Annotated in this window: 20 protein-coding genes and 1 pseudogene; 16 read left to right on the forward strand and 5 right to left on the reverse strand. The window is 69.6% G+C overall.

The window, feature by feature from the left end; translation table 11 throughout:
- The first annotated feature begins 67 nt into the window (after positions 1-67).
- The 5 genes from ACLHIH_RS00920 to ACLHIH_RS00940 all read left to right on the forward strand — a co-directional run bounded on the left by ACLHIH_RS00920 (position 68) and on the right by ACLHIH_RS00940 (position 3,336).
- Positions 68-922, forward strand: a complete 855-nt coding sequence (locus ACLHIH_RS00920) for an ATP-grasp fold amidoligase family protein (protein WP_411314844.1) — start codon at positions 68-70, stop codon at positions 920-922.
- A gap of 32 nt (positions 923-954) precedes the next feature.
- Complete coding sequence (locus tag ACLHIH_RS00925) at positions 955-1,449, forward strand: DUF4870 domain-containing protein (protein WP_411314845.1); 495 nt, start codon at positions 955-957, stop codon at positions 1,447-1,449.
- Positions 1,450-1,489: 40 nt separating this feature from the next.
- Complete coding sequence (locus ACLHIH_RS00930; RefSeq protein ID WP_411314846.1) at positions 1,490-2,326, forward strand: alpha/beta fold hydrolase; 837 nt, start codon at positions 1,490-1,492, stop codon at positions 2,324-2,326.
- Entirely contained in the window at positions 2,319-2,885 is a 567-nt protein-coding gene (locus ACLHIH_RS00935) for a TetR-like C-terminal domain-containing protein (protein WP_411314847.1), read from the forward strand. Before ACLHIH_RS00930 ends, ACLHIH_RS00935 begins: the two co-directional genes overlap by 8 nt.
- A 157-nt stretch (positions 2,886-3,042) precedes the next feature.
- Entirely contained in the window at positions 3,043-3,336 is a 294-nt protein-coding gene (locus tag ACLHIH_RS00940) for a BON domain-containing protein (RefSeq protein ID WP_411314848.1), read from the forward strand.
- Between the two features lie 26 nt (positions 3,337-3,362).
- Here the strand turns inward: ACLHIH_RS00940 and ACLHIH_RS00945 are convergent, their stop codons facing one another.
- Positions 3,363-4,697 carry an amidohydrolase family protein gene (locus tag ACLHIH_RS00945; RefSeq protein ID WP_411314849.1) on the reverse strand — a complete coding sequence of 445 codons (1,335 nt, stop codon included), beginning with the start codon at positions 4,695-4,697 and terminating at the stop codon, positions 3,363-3,365.
- Between the two features lie 78 nt (positions 4,698-4,775).
- Between ACLHIH_RS00945 and ACLHIH_RS00950 the strand changes: the two genes are divergently transcribed.
- Positions 4,776-5,759 carry an XdhC family protein gene (locus ACLHIH_RS00950; protein WP_411314850.1) on the forward strand — a complete coding sequence of 328 codons (984 nt, stop codon included), beginning with the start codon at positions 4,776-4,778 and terminating at the stop codon, positions 5,757-5,759.
- A gap of 301 nt (positions 5,760-6,060) precedes the next feature.
- Here ACLHIH_RS00950 and ACLHIH_RS00955 read toward each other — a convergent pair whose 3' ends face one another.
- Positions 6,061-8,778, reverse strand: coding sequence for a molybdopterin-dependent oxidoreductase (locus ACLHIH_RS00955; RefSeq protein ID WP_411314851.1), 2,718 nt, complete (start codon positions 8,776-8,778; stop codon positions 6,061-6,063).
- Positions 8,775-9,623 carry an FAD binding domain-containing protein gene (locus ACLHIH_RS00960; protein ID WP_411314852.1) on the reverse strand — a complete coding sequence of 283 codons (849 nt, stop codon included), beginning with the start codon at positions 9,621-9,623 and terminating at the stop codon, positions 8,775-8,777. The genes ACLHIH_RS00955 and ACLHIH_RS00960 overlap by 4 nt, the downstream gene beginning before the upstream one ends.
- 130 nt (positions 9,624-9,753) lie before the next feature.
- Here ACLHIH_RS00960 and ACLHIH_RS00965 point away from each other — a divergent pair, with 130 nt between their 5' ends.
- The 4 genes and pseudogenes from ACLHIH_RS00965 (at position 9,754) to ACLHIH_RS00980 (ending at position 12,539) form a co-directional block, all read left to right on the forward strand.
- Positions 9,754-10,320: a LemA family protein gene (locus tag ACLHIH_RS00965; RefSeq protein ID WP_411314853.1), complete on the forward strand. Its 567-nt coding sequence runs from the start codon at positions 9,754-9,756 to the stop codon at positions 10,318-10,320.
- 32 nt (positions 10,321-10,352) lie between these two features.
- The gene (locus tag ACLHIH_RS00970) at positions 10,353-11,237 is read left to right on the forward strand and encodes a M48 family metalloprotease (RefSeq protein ID WP_411314854.1); all 885 of its coding nucleotides are present in this window, start codon (positions 10,353-10,355) and stop codon (positions 11,235-11,237) included.
- 133 nt (positions 11,238-11,370) lie between these two features.
- Positions 11,371-11,880: pseudogene (locus ACLHIH_RS00975) on the forward strand (GNAT family N-acetyltransferase).
- 140 nt (positions 11,881-12,020) lie between these two features.
- The gene (locus tag ACLHIH_RS00980; RefSeq protein ID WP_411314855.1) at positions 12,021-12,539 is read left to right on the forward strand and encodes a DUF1648 domain-containing protein; all 519 of its coding nucleotides are present in this window, start codon (positions 12,021-12,023) and stop codon (positions 12,537-12,539) included.
- A 54-nt stretch (positions 12,540-12,593) separates the two neighbouring features.
- On the opposite strand, the gene ACLHIH_RS00985 is transcribed toward ACLHIH_RS00980, so the two are convergent.
- Both ACLHIH_RS00985 and ACLHIH_RS00990 read right to left on the reverse strand, forming a co-directional pair.
- On the reverse strand, positions 12,594-13,211 hold the full coding sequence (locus ACLHIH_RS00985; protein ID WP_411314856.1) for a hypothetical protein: 618 nt from the start codon (positions 13,209-13,211) through the stop codon (positions 12,594-12,596).
- 24 nt (positions 13,212-13,235) lie between these two features.
- Positions 13,236-14,444, reverse strand: a complete 1,209-nt coding sequence (locus tag ACLHIH_RS00990; protein ID WP_411314857.1) for a winged helix-turn-helix domain-containing protein — start codon at positions 14,442-14,444, stop codon at positions 13,236-13,238.
- A gap of 177 nt (positions 14,445-14,621) precedes the next feature.
- Between ACLHIH_RS00990 and ACLHIH_RS00995 the strand changes: the two genes are divergently transcribed.
- The 6 genes from ACLHIH_RS00995 to ilvA all read left to right on the forward strand — a co-directional run bounded on the left by ACLHIH_RS00995 (position 14,622) and on the right by ilvA (position 20,981).
- Entirely contained in the window at positions 14,622-15,752 is a 1,131-nt protein-coding gene (locus ACLHIH_RS00995) for an ABC transporter substrate-binding protein (protein ID WP_411314858.1), read from the forward strand.
- Positions 15,742-16,608 (forward strand): ABC transporter permease, encoded by an 867-nt coding sequence (locus tag ACLHIH_RS01000; protein ID WP_411316274.1) that lies wholly within the window; start codon positions 15,742-15,744, stop codon positions 16,606-16,608. The genes ACLHIH_RS00995 and ACLHIH_RS01000 overlap by 11 nt, the downstream gene beginning before the upstream one ends.
- A complete protein-coding gene (locus ACLHIH_RS01005) occupies positions 16,605-17,423 on the forward strand; it encodes an ABC transporter permease subunit (RefSeq protein WP_411314859.1) in 819 nt (272 codons plus the stop codon). Before ACLHIH_RS01000 ends, ACLHIH_RS01005 begins: the two co-directional genes overlap by 4 nt.
- Complete coding sequence (locus tag ACLHIH_RS01010; protein WP_411314860.1) at positions 17,420-18,517, forward strand: ABC transporter ATP-binding protein; 1,098 nt, start codon at positions 17,420-17,422, stop codon at positions 18,515-18,517. Before ACLHIH_RS01005 ends, ACLHIH_RS01010 begins: the two co-directional genes overlap by 4 nt.
- 9 nt (positions 18,518-18,526) lie before the next feature.
- Positions 18,527-19,690, forward strand: coding sequence for an AI-2E family transporter (locus ACLHIH_RS01015; protein WP_411314861.1), 1,164 nt, complete (start codon positions 18,527-18,529; stop codon positions 19,688-19,690).
- A gap of 61 nt (positions 19,691-19,751) precedes the next feature.
- Positions 19,752-20,981, forward strand: a complete 1,230-nt coding sequence (gene ilvA, locus ACLHIH_RS01020) for a threonine ammonia-lyase (protein WP_411316275.1) — start codon at positions 19,752-19,754, stop codon at positions 20,979-20,981.
- The last annotated feature ends 2 nt before the right edge of the window (positions 20,982-20,983 follow it).

Here is a 20,983-nt window from a genome sequence, read left to right on the forward strand (position 1 = left end):
CGCCGCGGTCGTGGCCCGCTCCGCCCTGGTTCGCCGTGCCCGTGTCGTGCGGGAACGGAGCCGACTCGTGCGCCTCGCGAGACTCGTGCGCACGCGGCATCCGGTCACCTTCACCGAGAAGGTGCGCTACAAGATGCTGCGCGACCGGCGCGAACTCATCGTGACGTTCGCCGACAAGGCGGCCGTGCGTGACTACGTGGCGTCGCGCGTCGGTGCCGCGTATCTGCCGCGGGCCTACGCGATCGTCGACGACTCGGCCGCCCTCGAGAGCGTCGACCTGCCCGACGCGTTCGTCGTCAAACCCACGCACGGCAGCGGGGCGGCGATCGTCGTGTCTGCGTCGGCACCCGCAGGCGCCGAGCTTCCGCGAGCCGAGTGGGGGTGGGTGTACCGGCACGTCGCGCCCGGCGCCGCCGACCGGCGTCACCTCGCGGCCATCGCCCGGGTGTGGCTCACCAAGCTCTACGGGCAGGGGCCCAATCGCGAGTGGGCCTACGGTCGAGTGCCACGGCGCGTCATCGTCGAAGAGTTGCTCGAGGGTTCCGACGGCGGCATCCCGCCCGACCTCAAGTTCTTCATGTTCCACGGTCGGTGCCGTTACATCCAGGTGGATGCCGCGCGCTTCGGTTCGCGCACTCAAGACTTCTTCGACCCCGAGTGGAACCACGTGCCCCTCAGCGGCGGGCCTCGGTGGGCAGATCCGACACCGGCGCGACCCGACCGCCTCGGCGAGATGCTCGATGTCGCGAGGCGCCTGTCTGCCGAGACCGACTTCGTTCGCGTCGACCTCTATGACCTGCCCGACCGGGTCGTGTTCGGCGAACTCACGAGCTATCCGGCCGGGGGCGAGAGCCCGTTCGCCCCCTCGCGGTACGACGCCGAGTTCGGCAGCCACTGGACGGTTCCGCGGCGCTACGTCTAGTCGCGCGTGCGGTGGCTCCCTACACTCGGACCGTGACGATCTCTCAGCCTGATCCCTCCGCGCAGTCCGCAGCGCAGTCCACCCCGCCGTCGGCCGCGCAGCCCACCCCGTCCGCGCCTCACCCCGCGCCGCCGCCGACCGGCTCGCTCTACTACGGGCTCGGCTTCCTCGCGTTCATCGGCATCCCGTTCCTCTCGGTGATCACCGCGGGGATCGTCATGGCCGCGATCTACCCGTCGGCGAAGAAGAAGGGGGCGCTCGCCGCCGAGAATGCGCGCCAGGCCGCCAACTGGGGCTACACGCTCATCCTGCTGACCGTCTTGACGGTCGGAGGGCACTTCGCGCTGCTCTTCGCCTTCACGCGCGACGAGCCCGTGTCGGGCTTCTACCCTCTCGGCATCCCGATCACCCTCTTCGTGGTCGTGTGCGTCGTGCACCTCGTCGTGATCATCCGGGGCCTCGTGCGGGCCCACCACCGGGAGGTCTCCACCAACCGGCTCGCCATTCCGTTCATCCGGGCGTCGTAGAGGTATTGACATTAGCGATCGGGCTAACTAACTTAGCCACATGACCACAACACCGGCGGGTTCGACTCCCGCAACGCAGTACCTGTCCGTGTCCGAAGGCCGCATCGCCTACGACACGCAGGGCTCGGGACCCCTCGTGATCCTCGTTCCCGGAATGGGCGACCTCCGCTCGACCTACCGGTTCCTCACCCCCGAACTCCTCGCCGCCGGCTACACGGTCGTCACGACCGACCTGCGCGGTCACGGCGACAGCGACACGACGTTCTCGTCGTACGGCGACCCTGAGACCGCGAGCGACATCAGTGCCCTCCTCGCGCACCTCGGCCGCCCGGCCGTGATCGTCGCAAACTCCCTCGCCGCGGGGGCCGCCGTCATCGTCGCCGCCGAACAACCCGATCGGGTCAGCGGGCTCGCGCTCGTGGGTCCGTTCGTGCGCAACCCGAAATCGAGCGCGTTCATGCTCGCGGTGTTCCGCGCCATGATGGCCCCGCTGTGGGTCGCGACGGCGTGGAAGGCCTACATGCCCACGCTCTACGCGGGCAGGAAGCCCGCAGACTTCGACGACTACCGAGCCCGTGTCGTCGCGAGCATCCGTCGGCCGGCATACGGCAAGGCGTTCTCGCTCACGACGAGGCAGACCGACCACGACCCCGCCGAAGCGCGACTCGCCGCCGTCACCGCGCCCGCGCTCGTCATCATGGGCGAGCGCGACCCCGACTTCTCCGACCCGGCGGGCGAGGCGCGCTGGATCGGCGACACCCTGAAGGCCGAGGTCGTGATGGTGCCCGAGGCGGGCCACTACCCGCACTCGCAGCAATCCGAGCTCACGAGCGCCGCGGTGCTCCCGTTTCTCGCGAGGGTGGCTCCCGTTGCCTAGGGCGGGGCTGAGCACCGCGATCGTGGTCGGCAGGGCGGCAGAACTGCTCGACGCCAACCCGACCGAGACGCTCAACCTCGCGGCCGTCGCCGACAGCCTCGGGGTGAGGGTTCCCTCGCTCTACAAACACGTCGACGGCATGCCCGGGCTCGTGCTCGGCATGACCCTTCTCGCGAAGACGGGTCTCGTCGAGGCGATGTCCCGGTCGGCCGTCGGGCTCGCGCGCGACGATGCCATCCGCAGCATGGCGCACGCCTACCGGCGGTGGGCGCTCGAGCACCCCGGGCAGTACCCGCTCACGACGCGGATTCCGGCGGCCGATCGCGACGAGGAACTCGCGGTGTCGGCGGCGCTCCTCGACCTCATCTTCACGGTGCTCGCAGGCTACGACCTGCGCGACACCGACGCGGTGGATGCGACGCGGTTCTTCCGCTCGACACTCCACGGGTTCGTCGCGCTCGAGACCGGCGGAGGGTTCGGCATGCCCTTCGACCTCGACCGCAGCTTCGAGACCCTCGTGCAGAGCGTCGTGACGGCATTCGCCTCGTGGGAGCGCTGATCGGGCGGGCCGGGTGCCTCGGACGGCCTCGCACGGTGTTCGTTCACAATTAGTGCACTCGACTCTTCCTCGGAGGCCCCGAGGGGAGGAGGATGTGCCGCACCGGACTTCTCGACAGCCGCACCGACTCTTTCCACCAGAATGTGAGGGCTCGACCATGAACGATGCCGTGAGCAACGCCACGAACAACATCTCGGGCACCGCCTCGAGTGCCACCGACCCTCAGGCCGACCTGGTCGGCCGGGTGACGGCGGCGATCGGCGACTGTCCGAGCACCGACACCTCACGCGTGCGCGTGGTTTATGCGGGCGGCGGCATCGCCCTCCAGGGCTCCGTCGGATCGATGGATGAACGCAACATGGTCGTGAACACGGCCCTCGGCGTCGACGGGGTCTCCGCCGTGGGCGACCAGCTCCTCGTCGAGACGCTCAGCATCCACTCCGGCGAGTAGCGGGCTTCAGTCTCGGTCGGCCGTGGCTACCGGCCGACGCGCTCGCGCATCCGTCGCGTGATCGCGCGCTCGTCACCCGACACGAGCACGCCGTCGCGCACGACCACGCGCCCGCCCACGACGACGTGGCGGGGACGGCGCCCGGGGGAGCCCCACAGCAACCCGGCCACAGGGTCGGCGATGCCGGCATCCGCGACCCCCGAGACATCCCACACGCACACATCGGCGGCGGCCCCCGGGCGCAGGTGCCCGAGCTCCGGTCGCCCGAGCCCCGCGGCCGAACCCGCGGTCGCCATGCCGAGCACCTCGCGTGCGGCGAGGGGAGGGCCGACGAGCGCAGCGATCTGCATCGCCAGGCGCGCGTCGGCGAGCAGGTGACCGGCGTCATTGCTGCCGCCGCCGCTCGTGCCGAGCCCCACGGCGATGCCGGCCCCGCGCAGTGCGGCCACGGGGGCGATGCCCCAGCCCATCGGCACATCGCACCCGGGCGCGTGAGTCGCCGAGGCCCCGGATGCCGCGACCCGCGCGATCTCCGCGGGAGTCACATCGCACAGGTGCGCGAGCGTCACGTCGGGGGCGAGCCACCCCCACTCGGCGAGGAGGTCGAGCGGGCGCCGACCGAAGCGCTCGAGGGCGATCGCGACATCCACTTGCTCGTTCGACTGGGTGCGGCGCCGGAGACCGTGGCGTTCGGCGACCTCGCCGAGCAGACGGAACGTCTCGGCCGAATCGCTGTGCACGCCCGCCGGACCCACGGCGAACTGCAGCATGCCGTCGGCGCTCACGCCGCCACGGGCTCCGGCGACGAGCGCCTCTGCGATCGCCTCGGCCGATGCCGCGGCCACCTCGGGGTCGTCGCGCGCCGACCCGCGCACGAACACGAGTCGGGCGCCGAGCGCGCGGGCCGCGTCTGCGGTCGCGCGCGCCATGCCCACACTGTCGCACCCGGCGGGCCACGTGAGGTGATGGTCGGCCACGGTCGTCACGCCCGAGAGCAGCGACTCGGCGAGCCCCGCGCTCGCCGCGACGTGGCACAGCTCGGGGTCGACGCCCGCGGCGCTGTAGGCGGCGGCCATCGTCGGAAGCCAGTCGGCCATCGGCACCCCGCGCGTGCCCGGCAGGGTGCGGAACGCCGACTGCAGCAGGTGGTGGTGGGCGTTGACGAGGCCGGGGGTGACGATGCAGCCCGAGGCGTCGAGTGTTTCGGTGTCGAGAGTTGGGGAATCGGGGATGCGTGTGTCGGAGATGTCGACGTCGGCACGCCCGAACTCGGCGACCACACCGTCGACGAGGGAGAGGTCGCCCGTCGTCTCGGTGTTCTCGTCGATGACGATGGCGTCGGCCCCGGTGATGGTGAGCATGCACCATGGGTACCAGCGTCATGTGTCAGGCTCGTGACGACGGGCCGGTGCGTCGGCCCCGGTTCGAGAGGGGCAGCCGTGTTCGAGATCGCCGATCGCGTGCTGCGCGAGATCGACGCCGGTCACGCGGTTGTCGTCGCGACCGCCGTGAGCATCACCGGGAGCGCCCCCCGCACCGTCGGGTCGTCGATGGCGGTGTCGTCGAGCGGGGCTGTGGCCGGAAGCATCTCGGGCGGTTGCGTCGACGGCGCCCTCGTCGAGATGTGCGACCGGGTGCTCGCGACGGGGCGCGCCGAGTTCGCGGGGTTCGGGTTCGACGACGACGCCGCGTTCGCGGTGGGGCTCGCGTGCGGGGGCCGGATCGAGATCGTCGCCGTGCGCGTATCGACCGCGGATGCCGCGAGCGCCCCCATCATCGCGGCGCTGCGTGACGCGGCGGCAGGCCGCTCGGCGCGCGTGTCACTCGTGACCTCGGGTGACCCCTCTCGCATCGGGGAGGTCGTGACTTCCCCCGACGGATGCGACGGGCTCACCGTGTTCACCGACGCCGTCGAGACCCCCGCGACGTTTCTCATCTTCGGGGCCGTCGAGTTCTCCGTGGCGCTGTGTGCCGCGGCATCCGCCGTCGGTTTCGCCGTCACCGTGTGCGACCCCCGGTCGACGTTCGCGACACACGCGCGCTTTCCCGCAGCGACGGAGGTCGTCGTCGAATGGCCGACCGACTACCTCGCGCGCGTCGACCTCGACGAGCGATCGGTCGTCTGCATCCTCAGCCACGACGACAGGTTCGACGTCGACCTCATCGCCGGCGCCCTCGCGCGCCCCGTCGCCTACATCGGCGCGATGGGCTCCCGGGCCACGCACGCGGCGCGCGTCGAGGCGCTCGCCGACCGCGGCATCCACGACCTCTCCCGCCTGCACTCACCCATCGGGCTCGACATCGGTGCGAGCACCCCCGAAGAGACGGCCGTGTCGATCCTCGCCGAGGTGCTCGCGGCGCGATCGGGTGCGAGCGGCGCAGAGCTGCGCGCCCGCTCGGGGGCGATCCACGCGCGACGCTGACGCGGGTCGCTAGGAGGGGCGCCTCGGGCCGCGATGCCCTGACACCCTGACGCCCTGACGCCCTGACGCCCTCGCGCGGTCGCATTCTGCGGGTATCGCGGGCGCTGAGCGGCCATTCGCGACCGCGATGCGACAACCCGACCCTTGGTGCGTGCCGTGACCCGGAGGTCGCGAGACCGCCCGGTCCGCTCGCGCGGTCGCATATGGCTGAATGTCGCGTGGGGGATCGCCATTCGCGACCGCGATGCGACACGCAACCCAGCCCTGCAGCGCCTCGGCCCTGCGGCGCCGCTGCCCCGCGCTACGCGCCGCCGTGCAGCAGCCGCCACACCCGGTCGCGCGACATCGGGAGTTCGTGCGGCCGCACGCCGATCGCATCCGTCACGGCGTTCGCGAGCGCCGGCGCCACGGGGTTGTACGGCGCTTCGCTCATCGACTTCGCGCCGACCGGACCGAGCGAGTCGACGGTCGACGCGAACGAGACCTCCGTCTCGGGGATGTCGACGAGTTGCGGCACGTGGTAGTTGCGGATCTCGGGGTTGAGCACGCGGCCCTCGCCATCGAGGCGCATCTCTTCGAAGAGCGCCGTGCCGATCGCCTGCGCGGTGCCGCCCTCGATCTGGCCGCGCAACTGCTCGGGGTTGATGACGACCCCGGCGTCCGCAGCCTGAACGGACTGCAGGATGCGCACCTCACCCGTCGCGGTGTCGACCGCGACCCGGAACGCGTGCACGTTGAAGGCGACCGAGCGCGGTGTGCCGTCGTCGCTTCCGGTCGCCGACCACGACTCGTCACCGCCGAGCAGCTCGCCGAACGACACGGTGCCTCCGCCGCCGATCGTGACACCGTGCGCCGTGAGAACAGCGGATGCATCCGCCCCCGACGTCGCGGCCGCCTCGAGCCGCGCCCGCAGCACCCCCGCCGCGACGAGCACGGCTTTGCCCGCGACGACGGTTCCCGCAGACCCGAACGCTCCGGTGTCGTAGGGCACGACGTCGGTGTCGGATTGCCTCACCCGGATGCGGTCGGGGCTCGTCGACATCGCGGTCGCGAGCAGTTGCACGTGGGCTGTGGTGGTGCCGTTGCCGAACTCGGCCGTGCCGACGTTGACGGTGTAGGTGCCCTCGCGGTCGACCGACACGGAGACGTCGGCGAAGTGTCCGCGCGGGGGGAGTGTCGCGATCATCGCGACGGCCATGCCCGTGCCGACCCTCCAGGTGTCGCCGACGGGTGCCTCGACTCCGTTGCCGCGCGCGAGTGCCTCCTCGGCGAGGTCGAGGCACTGGTCGAGGCCGTAGCTCCCGTAGAGCAGGTCGTCGTGGTCCTCCTGCTTGGTCACGACGAGAGGGTCGCCGGGCACGACGACGTTGCGGCGTCGCAACTCGAACCGGTCGATGCCGAGCTCGCGCGCGAGGTCGTCCATCGCCGACTCGACCGCGTAGATGATCTGCCCGAGCCCGTAGCCGCGGAAGGCGCCCGAGGGCAGGTTGTTCGTGTAGACCGAGCGCGTGTTGACCCGCTTGTTCGCGCAGCGGTAGATGCTGAGCGACTCGTTGCAGCTGTGGTACATCACGCCGGGCCCGTGGTTGCCGTATGCCCCGGTGTCGGCGAGCATGTCGACGTCGATCGCCGTGAGGATGCCCGCGGCGTCGGCGGCGAGGGCCACGCTGATGCGCATCGGATGCCGAGGGGGAGCGATCGTGAACTCGTCGGTGCGCGAGAACTCGTATTGCACCGGCCGCCCCGTCGTGAGCACCGCGAGCGTCACGATGTCTTCGGTGAGCAACTCCTGCTTGCCGCCGAACCCGCCGCCGACGCGCGCCGTGACGACGCGCACCCGGTCTTTCTCGAGCCCGAAGATGTGGCACAGCTCGTCGCGCACGAGGAACGGCACTTGCGAGCTCGAGCGCAGCACGAGACGCCCGTCATCGTCGATCCACCCGCGTGTCGCGTGGGTTTCGAGCGCGACGTGCGACACCCGCTGGGTGCGCCACGTGCCCGAGACCGTCGCCGCCGCCGTGGCGATCGCGGCGTCCACGTCGCCGAGCTCACCGTGCACCTCGGCCACGAGGTTGCGGCCGGCATCGGCGATCCCGGAACCCTCGACCTTGTCGCCGTGCACGAGCGGGGTGCCCGCGACATCCGCGAGCTCGGGGTCGAAGTTCGCCGGCAACACCTCGTAGTCCACGCGCACGAGTCGGCAGGCCTCGTCGGCGATCGCGGCGCTCTCGGCGACGACGGCGGCGACGCGCTGCCCGCGAAAGCGCACGACCGTGTCGAGCACGCGCGTGTCGTCGGGGTCGTCGCTGCGGCTCTGATGGCGGCCGGTCGAGAAGAGCACGTCGGGGGAGTGCTCGTGGGTGAGCACCGCGAGCACGCCCGGGAGAGCGGATGCCGCGGCGGTGTCGATCGCGACGACGCGCGCGTGAGCGTGGGGGCTCTGCACGATCGCGAGGTGCGCCAGATCGGGGGTCGTGAAGTCGAGGGTGAACGGTTCGGTGCCGCGCACGATGCGGGGGCCCGCGGGTGCGCCGACCGAGAGCCCGACGGAGACCGGCCCGGGGGTGCGCTCGACGTTGGCCCGGCCGCACAGGGCGTCGCCGATCGCGCGGTATCCGGTGCACCGGCAGATGTTGCCCTTCATGAGGCGGGGGAGGTCGGCGCTGTCGTCGCCGGTGAGCTGCTCCTCGCTCAGGGTCGACGCCGTCACGACCATTCCCGGCGTGCAGAACCCGCACTGGAACGCGGCGGCGTCGACGAACGCCTGCTGCACGGGGTGCAGTTCGCCCTCGGGTGCGAGGCCCGCTGCCGTCGTGATGGACTTGCCCTCCATGCGCACCGCGGGCACGATGCACGAGTGCTGGGGCACGCCGTCGACGAGCACCGAGCACGCGCCGCAGTCGCCCGCATCGCAGCCCTTCTTCACCTCGAAGTGCTCGTGCTCGCGCAGGAGTGTGCGCAGACACTGCCCGGGGCGCGGGGTCACGTCGAGTTCGCGGCCGTTGACATCGAACTTCATCGGGGATCCTCACTGTGGGTGGCGGCGCTCGCCGCAGTCGAGCCCGCGAGCAGTTCGACCCGGCACTCCTCGGCGAGCAGCACGCTCATCGCGCGCCGCCAGTCGGGTGCACCGTGCAGGTCGTCGTACCAGCAGTCGATCTGCTCGATCGCCGCCGCGAGAGCGGATGCCTCCGGCACGGCGTCGAAGCGCACCTGCACGGGTCGGGTCGTCCCGCCCGAGACGGTCGCGGCGAACGTGCCGTCGGCGTCGAGCCGCGCGATCACCACGGTGCCCGAGCGCCCGAGCGCCGAGAGCGCGATCTTGCGATAGGCGGTCGCCGACCGCATCCGCTCGATCGGGATCTCGATCGACCTCAGCAGTTCGCCCCGCTCGAGCGATGTGGTCTGCACGTCGACGACGAGGTCGAGCACGGGCGAGCGGCGCTCGCCGCCGTCGGGGGTCCAGATCACGGCGGTCGCGTCGAGCGCGGACGCGAGGGAGGTCATCGGGCCGGCGGGGAGCGCGAGGCAGATGTTGCCGCCGACGGTCGCCGTGTTCCACACCTTGAACGATCCGAGAAGTGCGGTGCAGCACTGGCGCAGCAGCGGATGCGCGCGCCACCCTGCCCTCGCCTCGACCGCGGCGAGCTCGGTGAACGTGCACGTCGCGGCGATGCGCAACACGTCGTCGTCGACCTCGATCGGTGGCCAGCCGAGGGAGGTGAGGTCGACGAGGCCCGTGAGCCCGAGTTGCGGTTCGGAGAACAGCCACGACCCGCCGCCGAGGAAGTCTTCTCCCGGGGCGAGCGTGAGTTCGTGTCTCTCGCGCGGCTGACGAACCGACCGGATCGTGTTGAGGTCCATGCTTTCCGGCCTTCCTGCTCCCGGCCGTGAGGCCGGACTCCAGTCAACCGCACGCATGTGTCCCCCGTGTAAACCGCGCCGGGGCACAGGTTTTCAGCAGTTGGAGAGACCCGGTCAGTATGCTGACGCCATGGAAATCCTCATCGTCGTCGGCGTCATCGTTCTGCTCGTCGTGATCGCGGGCATCTACCTGTGGACCACCTACAACGGTCTCGTGACCCTGAACGTGCGGGTCGACGAGGCGTGGAGCGACATCACGGTGCAGCTCAAGAGGCGGGCAGATCTGCTGCCGAACCTCATCGAAGCGGTCAAGGGTTATGCCGCCCACGAGAAGGGGGTCTTCGAGTCGGTGACGAAGGCTCGCGCCGAAACCCTGCAGGCGGGCAGCCCCGCCGACGCGTCGGTCGCTGAGAACCACATGCAGTCCGCGCTCAAGAGCATCTTCGCCGTGGCCGAGGCCTACCCGCAGCTCCAGGCGAGCCAGAACTTCCTCCAGCTCCAGGGCGAGCTCGTCGACACCGAAGACAAGATCCAGGCGTCGCGTCGCTTCTACAACGGCGGCGTGCGCGAACTCAACACCAAGATCAAGCAGTTTCCGAACACCCTGTTCGTGCGCGGACTCGGCTTCTCCGAGCGCGAGTTCTTCGAGGTCGCGGATGCCGCGGCGATCGCCGAGCCGCCGCGCGTGCAGTTCTGATCACCGCCCGCAGCTCGACCAGAGGGCACTGAATGTATCGCGCCATCGCCGCCAACAAGCGCAACACCGTCTTCATCATCGCGCTGTTCGTCGTGCTCATCGGCGTGCTCGGGTGGGTCGCGAGCTACCTGTTCGCGGGCGGCTCGTGGGGTGTCACGATCGCGGTTCTCGTGGGGGCAGCGATCTACGCGATCATCCAGTACTTCGCGGCGGGCAGCCAAGCGGTCGTCATGAGCGGTGCGCGGCAGATCGAGAAGAGTGACAACCCGCGGCTCTACCGCATCGTCGAGAACCTCTCGATCACCACGGGAACCCCGATGCCGAAGGTCTACATCGTCGACGACCCTGCACCGAACGCGTTCGCCACGGGTCGCGACCCGCAGCACGCGAGCGTCGCCGCGACCACGGGCCTGCTCGACATCATGGACGACGCCGAACTCGAGGGCGTCATGGCCCACGAGATGGGCCACGTGCAGAACTACGACATCCGCGTGACGACGATCGTCTTCGGCCTCGTCGTAGCCGTCGGTCTCATCGCCGACATCCTGCTGCGCATGACGTTCTTCTCCCGGGGCAACCGCAACAGCGGGGGCAACCCGATCCTCCTCGTCGTCGGTCTCGTCGCCATCATCGTCGCGCCCCTCGTCGCGGGCGTCGTGCAGTCGGCGGTCTCCCGCCAGCGCGAGTACCTCGCCGACGCGACCGGTGCCCTCACGACGCGTCATCCCGACGCCCTCGCGAGCGCACTCGAGAAGCTCGCCGCCTACGGCCGCCCGATGAAGCGCCAGAACTCGACCATGGCGCACATGTGGATCTCCGACCCCACCAAGCCGGGCATCATCGACCGCATGTTCAGCACGCACCCGCCCATCGAGCAGCGTGTCGAGCGCCTGCGCGAGAGCGGCCGCGGGTTCTGACGCCCGAGAGGTTCTGCGCTCGTCACGCATCGCGGTCGCACAACGCTGTTCAACATGGCCCGAGACAGCCATTTGCGACCGCGATCGTGCGCCGTGTGCGCCGCGGCCGCCCACGACGCGGCAAGCTGGGCACATGCTCGACGCCCGCACTCTCACGACCGAGCGGCTCCGGCTGCGCCCCCTCACGATCGCAGATGTCCCCGCGATGACGACCCTGTACTCCGACCCGGATGTGGCGCGCTACGTCGGCGGCGACCGCCTCACCCCCGAAACGATTCGTCTGCAGACGGCGTCGTTCGCGGAGGAGTGGCAGGAGCGGGGATACGGCCAGAGCGCCGTCGTCGACCGCACCTCGGGCGAGTTCTTGGGGCGCATCGGGCTGCGATTCTGGCCGAACTGGAACTAGGTCGAGCTCGGCTATGTTCTCGGCCGTCACGCGCAGGGCCGAGGGGTGGCCTTCGAGGGCGCGTCAGCATGGGTCGAGTGGGCGCGGGCGTCGCCGGCGCTCGAGCGGCTGATCGCCAACATCCACCCGGAGAACACGGCATCGATCGGGCTCGCGCAGAAGCTCGGATTCACGTTCGCGAGGCACGACACCACACCCTCGGGCGTGCCGACGCACATCTACGAACTGCCGGTGTGACGCACCCGCGCATCGGCGTCGCCGGGCGCCGAATACCGCGCATCGCGGTCGCAAACGGTTGTTTCGGCCCGCCATAAGAACCATTTGCGACCGCGATCGCGACGTCGAGACTCGCGAGCACATTTGAGAGCATGGAGCGGATGTCTGCCCCCGCCGCTCGACCCCGACGCTCGTTCACGAGCTCGCCCGCCATCCGCGGTCTCCGCTGGGCGGGGTGCCTCGCGGTTCTCGTCGTCGCGGTCGCCGTCGCGGCGGTGTATCCGTCGTTGCCGGCCGAGCTGCCGGTGCATTTCGGCGGGTCCGGCCCCGACACGATCGGCCCCGACACGAGCGGTGTCGACACGAACAGCGGGCCGCGGTCGATGATCTGGGTGCTGCTCGGTGTCTGGCTCGCGCTCCAGCTTCTCGTCGCCGTGCTGTCGACCCATCCGCACCGCCTCAACTACCCGGCGCCGGTGACCGAGTCGAACGCGCAGACCCTCTATCGACGGGGCGAGGAGATGGCCGTCTGGCTCGGAATCGCCGTCGCGTGTGCCTTCCTCGGCCTCGTGCTGCTCGTGCTCGGCGCGGCCGCGGCGGTGCCGCTGCTCGTCGTCGGAATCGCGAGCCTCTTCGCGGTCACTATCGTCGGAACGGTGCGGTTGCTGAACATCTCGTAGCACCTAACAGCTAGCGACTAGCAGCTGGCGCCAACAGGCGGCGTCGATCCGCATTCACGACGGGATAGGCAGCCTGTCGTCGACGGTCGGAGGGTTCAGCGCTATGGCGACGGCCTCGTCGCGCGTGATGTTCGTCGGAAAGTTGTAGCGGGCGAACCGGCCGGTCGGGTCTTCTTTCGCCTTCGGCAATTCGACGGCAGTGCGGCGGAGGGCTTCGGCGAGGACCCGGGTAGCGGTGTCGTCGAGAAGCGCACCGCGGCGGCTCCGCACCGTCACCTCCGCCCGCGCCCCGGCTCCGGTGAGACGCAGCTTGACCGCCCGCACCTTTTTCACCGACCACGCCGCGAGCATCGCGCGATCGACGTCGGCGAGGCCCACAACCCGGCTGCCTGCTCGCAGCTCCGAGGTGTCGAGGTTGATCTCCGCGATCGGCCATCTCCGGTTCATGATGACCGTCGTGGTGAGAAAGACGACCACGAGGGTGAGGATGACGAGGGCGAACACGAGGAGATAGCTCCCCCCGAGGGCCCGACCGCCGTGCCACACAACGAAAGGCATCTGCACCACGGCCAGCGCCGCCATTGGAGCATTGAAGCCGAGCCATGCCCGACTCCAGTGGTGCGGCTGCAGAGCGATCCACCCGCGGGGGAGGTCCTGGTCGTCGTCGGTCACGGCACGACACTATCGAGGTGCGACCTACCGTGCGCCGCCGCTCGACGCGAGCACCCCCGCGAGCCCCGGCGCGAGTGACCCGCGCCCCACGACCTCGACCCTCTCGAGCCCTTGCCACGCGGCTGCCTCGAGCAACCGCGGCACTGCCCGCTCAGCCGTGTCGGCCGGTGCGCCCTCTTCGACCCACGCCGACTGCACGAGCAGCACCCCGTTCTGGCGGTCACTCTTGAGGTCGATGCGCCCCACGACGTCGTCGTCGACGAGCAGCGGCAGCGAGTAGTAGCCGAACTTGCGCTGGGGTGCGGGGGTGTAGATCTCGATGCGGTAGTGGAAGTCGAAGAGCCGCTCGGCCCGCGGACGCGCCCACACGACGGGGTCGAACGGTGACAGAAGGGCGACGGCGTCGACGCGGCGCGGGGTGCGGGCGTCGCGGTGTCGCCAGGCGGAGGCCTTCCACCCTTCGACGGCGGTGGGCAGAAGGATGCCGTCGTCGACGAGATCGCGGATGGCGGCGAGTGTCGCGGCGACCGGCATCCGGAAGTAGTCGGCGAGGTCGCCGGCCGTGCCGACGCCGTGGGCGAGTGCCCCCCGCTCGACGAGGGCCCGCTGCGCGTCGGCGCGATCGACGCGAGCGGCGATCACGGCGGGAGGCAGCGCTTGCTCGGGCAGCGCATAGCGTCGCTCGAAGCGTGACCGCCCCGCGCTCACGAGCTCTCCCCACGCGAACAGCTTCTCGAGGCCGATCTTGACGTCGGACCAGCCCCACCACGGCCCGCGCCGCGCGGTCGCGTCGTGCTCGACCTCGCGCACGGTGAGCGGCCCCTTGTCGGCGATCTCGGCGCGCAGCCAGTCGAGCATCGGCCCGTTCGCCCGCGACCACGACGACTCGTCAGCGTCGTCTTTCGCGCGGCGGTCGTCCATCCTCCAGCGCAACAGCGGCCACGTGTCGACGGGGATGAGCGCTGCTTCGTGCGCCCAGTACTCGGTGTAGCGCGCAGTCTTCGCGAACGTGAGCCGATCGAGCAACGCCCGGTCGAACGCCCCGAGCCGAGCGAAGAGCGGCAGGTAGTGGCTTCGCTCGAACACGTTCACCGAGTCGAGCTGCACGAGCCCGAGCCGGTCGATCGCGCTCGCGAGCTGCCGTGTTCCGACCGTCGCGGGGCGCGGTCGCGCAAAACCCTGGGCCGCGAGGGCCGTGCGTCGGGCGGATGCCGCAGACATCGAGTCAGTCATCACCGCGACTCTATCGACGACATCCGACACTCGTTCAACTCGAGTTAATCCGCCATCGCGTGCCGTTCACCAGAACGACGGGCGTATTTCAACCGGTATCCGTAGCTTCCGATCAGGCCACCCCCGGTCACCCTCTGCCCGCTCACAGCGCGGGCTACCGGCGGCCGAGGAGGAACCATGAACATGAGACGCCGCGCTACCCCCGTAGCGCTTCTCGCCGCCGCCGCCATCGCCCTCACCGGGTGTGCGTCGACCCCGGCCGAAGGTGGAGAGTCGGATGTCGACGCCGCGACCGCGACCGACATCTCCGCTTTCGGCGACCTCGCCGCACTCGAAGAGGCGGCCATCGCCGAGGGAGCGCTCAACGTCATCGCGCTTCCGCGCGACTGGGCGAACTACGGCGAGATACTCGACCTCTTCGCCGAGAAGTACCCGGAGATCACCATCACGGAGGCGAGCCCCGACGCCTCGAGCGCGGAGGAGATCCAAGCGGCAGAGAACCTCGCCGGCCAGGACACCGCTCCCGACGTCTTCGACCTCGGGCTCGCGGTCGCGCTCTCGAGCACCGACTACTTCGCGCCGTACAAGGTGCAGACCTGGGACGACATCCCCGAGACCCTCAAGGAGGAGAACGGGCTGTGGGTCGGTGACTACGGCGGATACATGTCGGTGGGCTACGACCCCGATTCCGTGCCGGCACCCGAGTCGCTCGACGATCTGCTAGGCGCCGAGTACCGCGGCAAGGTCGCCATCAACGGCGACCCGACCCAAGCCGGTTCGGCTTTCGCGGCCGTCGGCCTCGCATCCGTGCAGGCCGGCGGATCGGTCGACGACTTCTCGACGGGAATCGACTTCTTCGGCGAACTCAACGACGCGGGCAACCTCGTGAAGATCGACCCGACGCCCGCGACGATCGCCTCGGGAGAGACCCCGGTCGTATTCGACTGGGACTACCTCAACGTCGGCTACGGCACCCAGCTCGAAGACCAGCGCAACTGGGAGGTCGTGGTCTTCCCCGGAACGGGCTACGCGGGCTACTACAACCAGGCGATCAACGCCGATGCCCCGAACCCCGCCGCGGCGAGGCTCTGGCAGGAGTTCCTCTACAGCGATGAGGCGCAGAACCTGTGGCTCGCGGGCGGAGCTCGTCCCGTGCGTGCCGACGCGATGGCCGAGGCCGGAACGATCGACACCGAACTCTTCGAGGCACTTCCCGAGCTGCCTGACGAGACCGTCGTGCCGACCGCCGACCAGAGCGACGCAGCCGCGACGCTCCTCGGCGAGCAGTGGGCATCCGCTGTCCAGTAGAACGGCTCCTGCGGCAGCAGCCCGAACCCTCGGGCTGCTGCCGTTCGGCGCCTACGTCGTGCTGTTTCTCGCCGTGCCGACGATCATCGCCCTCGCGACGGGGTTCGTCGACGCCGAGGGCGCACTGAGCCTCACCAACATCGAGGCTCTCGCTGAACCCGTGATCCTCACGACGTTCTGGAACTCGATCTGGCTCTCGGCCTTCACCGCCGTGGTCGGCGCCGTCGTCGGGGCCCTCGTCTGCTACGCGCTGATCGGCACGAGGGTGGACGGAATGCTCCGCTCCGTGATCGATGCCGCGAGCGGTGTGCTCGCGCAGTTCGGCGGCGTCATGCTCGCGTTCGCCTTCGTGGCGACGATCGGCACCCAGGGGTTCGTCACGAGTGTGCTGCGCGATGACGTCGGCATCGACATCTTCGCCGACGGCGTCTGGCTCTACGAGGTTCCGGGTCTCGTTCTGCCCTACCTCTACTTCCAGGTGCCTCTCATGGTCATCACCTTCCTCCCGGCGCTCGAGGCGCTCAAACCGAGCTGGTCCGAAGCCACGGCGACCCTCGGCGGAACCCGCGCGACCTTCTGGTGGCGCGTCGGTTTTCCGGTGCTCGCGCCCTCGTTCTTCGGGTGTCTCCTGCTGCTCTTCGCCAACGCGTTCTCGTCGTTCGCCACGGCCGCGGCCCTCACGAGTCAGGGGTCGGGCATCGTTCCGCTGCAGATCCGCGCGGCGCTCACGAGCGAGACGGTTCTCGGGAGAGAGAACCTCGCGGGGGCACTCGCCCTCGGGATGATCGTCGTCATGGCCGTCGTCATGACCCTGTACTCCCTCCTGCAGAGCCGAGCGTCGAGGTGGCAGCGGTGACCACCCACTCGCCGGCACCCAGCGCAGTCACACGCTGGGGCATCCTCGGTGCCGTCGGAGTGGTCTTCGCCATCCCGATCGTCGCGATGATCGAGTTCACTCTCCGCAAGGGGCTCGAGGGTGGCTACAGTGCCGATCGCTGGACCGCTCTCTTCACCGGCCAGCTCGACAACAGCTACCGCGGTGTGTGGGTCGGCCTCGGCAACTCGGTGACACTCGCGATCGTCACGGTGGTGCTCGTGCTCATGCTGCTGACTCCCACGATGGTGCTCGTCGACCTGCGGATGCCGCGCCTCAAGCGTCTTCTCGAGTTCGTGTGTCTGCTTCCGATCTCCATCCCCGCGATCGTGCACGTCGTCGGGCTCGCGCCGCTCTACGGGGTCATCTCGCGCCTCGCGGGAAGTGGTGTGTGGACTCTCGCGCTCGCCTACGGCATCCTCGTCCTCCCCTTCGCCTACCGCGCGCTGCGCACCAATCTCGACGCGATCGATGTCGCGACTCTGAGCGAGGCGGCGCGTGCGTCGGGTGCAGGGTGGGGCACGGTCATGCTTCGCATCATCGTGCCGAGTCTCAAGCGGGGTCTGCTTGCAGCGGCGTTCATCACGATCGCGGTGGTGCTCGGGGAGTTCACGATCGCGTCGCTGCTGAGCAGGGTCAACCTCCAGACGGCCCTCCTCATCGTCTCGAAGGCCGACCCGTTCACGGCCGTGATCTTCGCTCTGCTGGCCCTCGCGTTCGCATTCATCCTTCTGCTCGTGATCGGGCGCGTCGGCGCCGGGTCGCCTTCATCCCCCACGGATCGGAGCACCTCATGACCACTCTCGACAACCACGCGACACCGGCGGCAGAGACGACGCCCACAACCGCATCGAGCGGCGACACGAGTGCGAGCGTCGAACTCGTCGACGTCGTCAAGACCTATTCCGGTGTTCGTGCGCTCGACGGCATCTCGCTCGATCTGCGCGAGGGGGAGTTCGTCGCGCTCCTCGGGCCGTCGGGGTGCGGCAAGACCACGGCGTTGCGCGCGCTCGCGGGGCTCGATGTCGTCGACAGCGGCGAGATACGCATCGATGGAACGGATGTCGCGCGAGTGCCCACCAATCGCCGCGACATCGGCATGGTTTTCCAGGCGTACTCTCTCTTCCCGCATCTCACGGCCGCGCAGAACGTGGAATTCGGTTTGCGCATGCGCAAGGTCCCGGCAGAGCAGCGTCGGGCGAGAGTGGCCGAGGCGCTCGAGATGGTCGGGCTCGGAGCTTTCGGCTCGCGATTCGCCCACCAGATGTCGGGTGGGCAGCAACAGCGGGTGGCCCTCGCTCGCGCACTCGTCACGCGCCCCCGCGTGCTTCTACTCGACGAACCGCTGTCTGCCCTCGATGCGAAGGTTCGCGTGCAGTTGCGCGAGGAGATCCGTCGCATCCAACTCGAGCTCGGAATCACGACGCTCTTCGTCACGCACGATCAGGAGGAGGCTCTCGCGATCGCGGACCGGGTGGCCGTCATGAAGAGTGGGCGCATCGAGCAGATCGGATCGCCGGAGGAGCTCTACTCAGCTCCGTCGAGCGCGTTCGTCGCCGACTTCGTGGGGCTGAGCAATCGACTCGACGGTGAGCTGACCCGCGCGGGTGTGCGGCTCTACGGCGCCACCCTCCCCGTGGTCGAGTCGACTCTGCCCGACGGGCCGGTCGTCGCGCTCGTACGCCCCGAGGATGTCGCCTTCGCGGCGTCGGGGGTCGCCGCGACGGTCGTCTCCACGAGTTTTCTCGGGTCGATCAGGCGCACGATCGTCGGGCTCGAGGATGGCTCGCTCCTCTCAGTGCAGCACGCGGTCGCCCTCCGTCCCGAGCCCGGAGAGCACGTGTTCGTGCAGTTCAGCGGACGCCCGGTCTCGGTGGGAGCCCGGTCATAGAATGACCCCATGAAACTGGGTCGGCGCAGCAAGACTGCCTCCGTCGTGCAGTCCGCGCCGCCCGCGAGCGGTCCCGGAGATGCCCGCGACGGACTCGTGCCGCCCGGCATGGTGATCGCCGGCGCATGGTCGTGGCGCATCCTCGCGATCTCGGGTGTTGCAGCGATCGCCGTCTTCCTGATCATCCAGTTGCGCCTCATCGTCATCCCGCTCATGATCGCGATCCTGCTCGCGGCCCTCCTCGTGCCGTTCGTGTCGTTTCTGCAGCGCCATCGCTGGCCGAAGTGGCTCGCGGTCACGGTGGCGGAGCTCGGCATCCTCGCCATCATCACGGGGCTCGTCGTGCTCGTCGTCACGCAGATCACCAACGGCTTCCCGTCGCTCCAGACGCGCAGCGTGGAGGCATACCGGGAGTTCGCCGCGTGGCTCAGCGACTCGCCCCTCCACTTGTCTCAAGCCGACATCAATCGGTATGTGAGCGACGCGGTCGCGGCCATCCAGACCGAGGGTGAGGCTCTCCTGAGCGGCGCGCTCTCGATCGGTGCGACGGCGGGCCACGTGCTCATCGGGCTGCTGCTCGTGCTCTTCGCGACCCTCATCTTCCTCATCGACGGCGCCGGAATCTGGCGCTGGGTCGTGCGTCTCTTCCCCCGCCGGGCGCGGCCGGCGGTCGCCGGTTCGGGGGCGGCCGGATGGCTCACCCTCACGACGTTCGTGCGGGTGCAGATCTTCGTCGCCGCTGTCGACGCGATCGGCATCGGGGCTGTCGCGCTCATCCTGCAGGTGCCTCTCGCGATCCCCATCGCGGTCGCCGTGTTCCTCGGGGCGTTCATCCCCATCGTCGGCGCCGTGCTCACGGGCGCGATCGCGGTCTTCGTCGCGCTCGTCTACCAGGGTCCGGTCATCGCACTCATCATGCTCGCGGGGGTGCTGCTCGTGCAGCAGCTCGAGGGCCACGTCTTGCAGCCTCTCGTCATGGGTGCCGCCGTGAAGATCCACCCGCTCGCCGTCGTTCTCGCGGTCGGTGCCGGCGGATTCCTCGCCGGCATCCCGGGCGCCCTCTTCGCCGTGCCCGTCATCGCGACCCTCAACGTGATGGTCAACTACACGGTGCAGGGCACGTGGCGCACGGATTCCTTCGCGCAAGCGGGTAACGTCGTGCGCAATGTCTGACACCACCCTCACCGACAACGCCCGAGGCGACGACCGCGCCGTCGAGAACCCGGCGCGTCCGATGCCCGGTCCGACGCTCGCCGAGATCGAGAGGGCGCGCGACCTCGTCTCGCGGGTCGCCGACGTCACGCCCATGGAGAGTTCGCGCTTTCTCGCCGAACTGCTCGGGTCGCCCGTCTACCTCAAGTGCGAGAACCTGCAGCGCACCGGGTCGTACAAGATCCGCGGCGCTTACAACCGACTCGCGCAGCTCTCCGACGACGAGAAGGCGCGCGGAGTGGTCGCCGCCTCGGCGGGCAACCACGCTCAGGGCGTCGCCTTCGCGGCGCGCGAGCTCGGCATCAAGGCGACCATCTTCATGCCCGTCGGGGTCGCGCTTCCCAAACTGCAGGCCACGCGCAACTACGGCGCCGACGTCGTGCTCCGCGGCCACACCGTCGCCGAGCCGTTGCGTGCCGCGGCGGAGTTCGCCGAGACCTTCGGCGCTGTTCTCATCCCCCCGTTCGACCACCCCGACGTCGTCGCGGGCCAGGGCACCCTCGCGCTCGAGATGCTCGACCAGGTGCCCCAGATCGACACGGTCATCGTTCCGATCGGCGGGGGAGGGCTCATCTCCGGTGTCGCGAGCGCCCTCAAACAGCGTGCGGCGCGCGACGGTCGCGAGGTGCGCATCATCGGCGTGCAGGTCGAGGGTGCCGCGGCGTACCCGGTGTCGCTCGACGCGGGAAAGCCCACCGAGATCACGATGCTGCCGACGATCGCCGACGGCATCGCCGTGAGCAAACCGGGCGCACTCAACTTCGAGATCGTCGCGGCCACGGTCGACCGCGTCGTCACGGTCACGGATGACGACACCGCGCGTGCCCTGCTCGTGCTTCTCGAGCGGGCGAAGCTCGTCGTCGAACCGGCGGGGGCCGTGGCCGTCGCGGCGATCCTCACGGGTCAGCTCGGGGGGCTCGACCTCGGCACGACCGTCGTCGTGCTGAGCGGAGGGAACATCGACCCGCTCGTCATGGAGCGCGTGATCTCCCGCGGTCTCGCGGCATCCGAACGCTACCTCAAGCTCCGCCTCATGCTGCCCGACCGCCCCGGTCAGCTCAAGAGGGTCGCCGAACTCGTCTCCGACGCCAATGCGAACGTCGTCGAGGTGTTGCACACCCGGCACGGGCGCAACGCGCTCATCAGCGAGGTCGAACTCGAGCTGAGCGTCGAGACGCGCGGACCGGAACACGTGCGCAGTGTTCTCGAGCTCTTGCGCGAAGCGGGCTACGACCCGCGCGTCGACTACTGAGC

Source organism: Marisediminicola sp. LYQ134, from assembly GCF_046599635.1.
In the GTDB taxonomy this organism is placed as follows: domain Bacteria; phylum Actinomycetota; class Actinomycetes; order Actinomycetales; family Microbacteriaceae; genus Marisediminicola.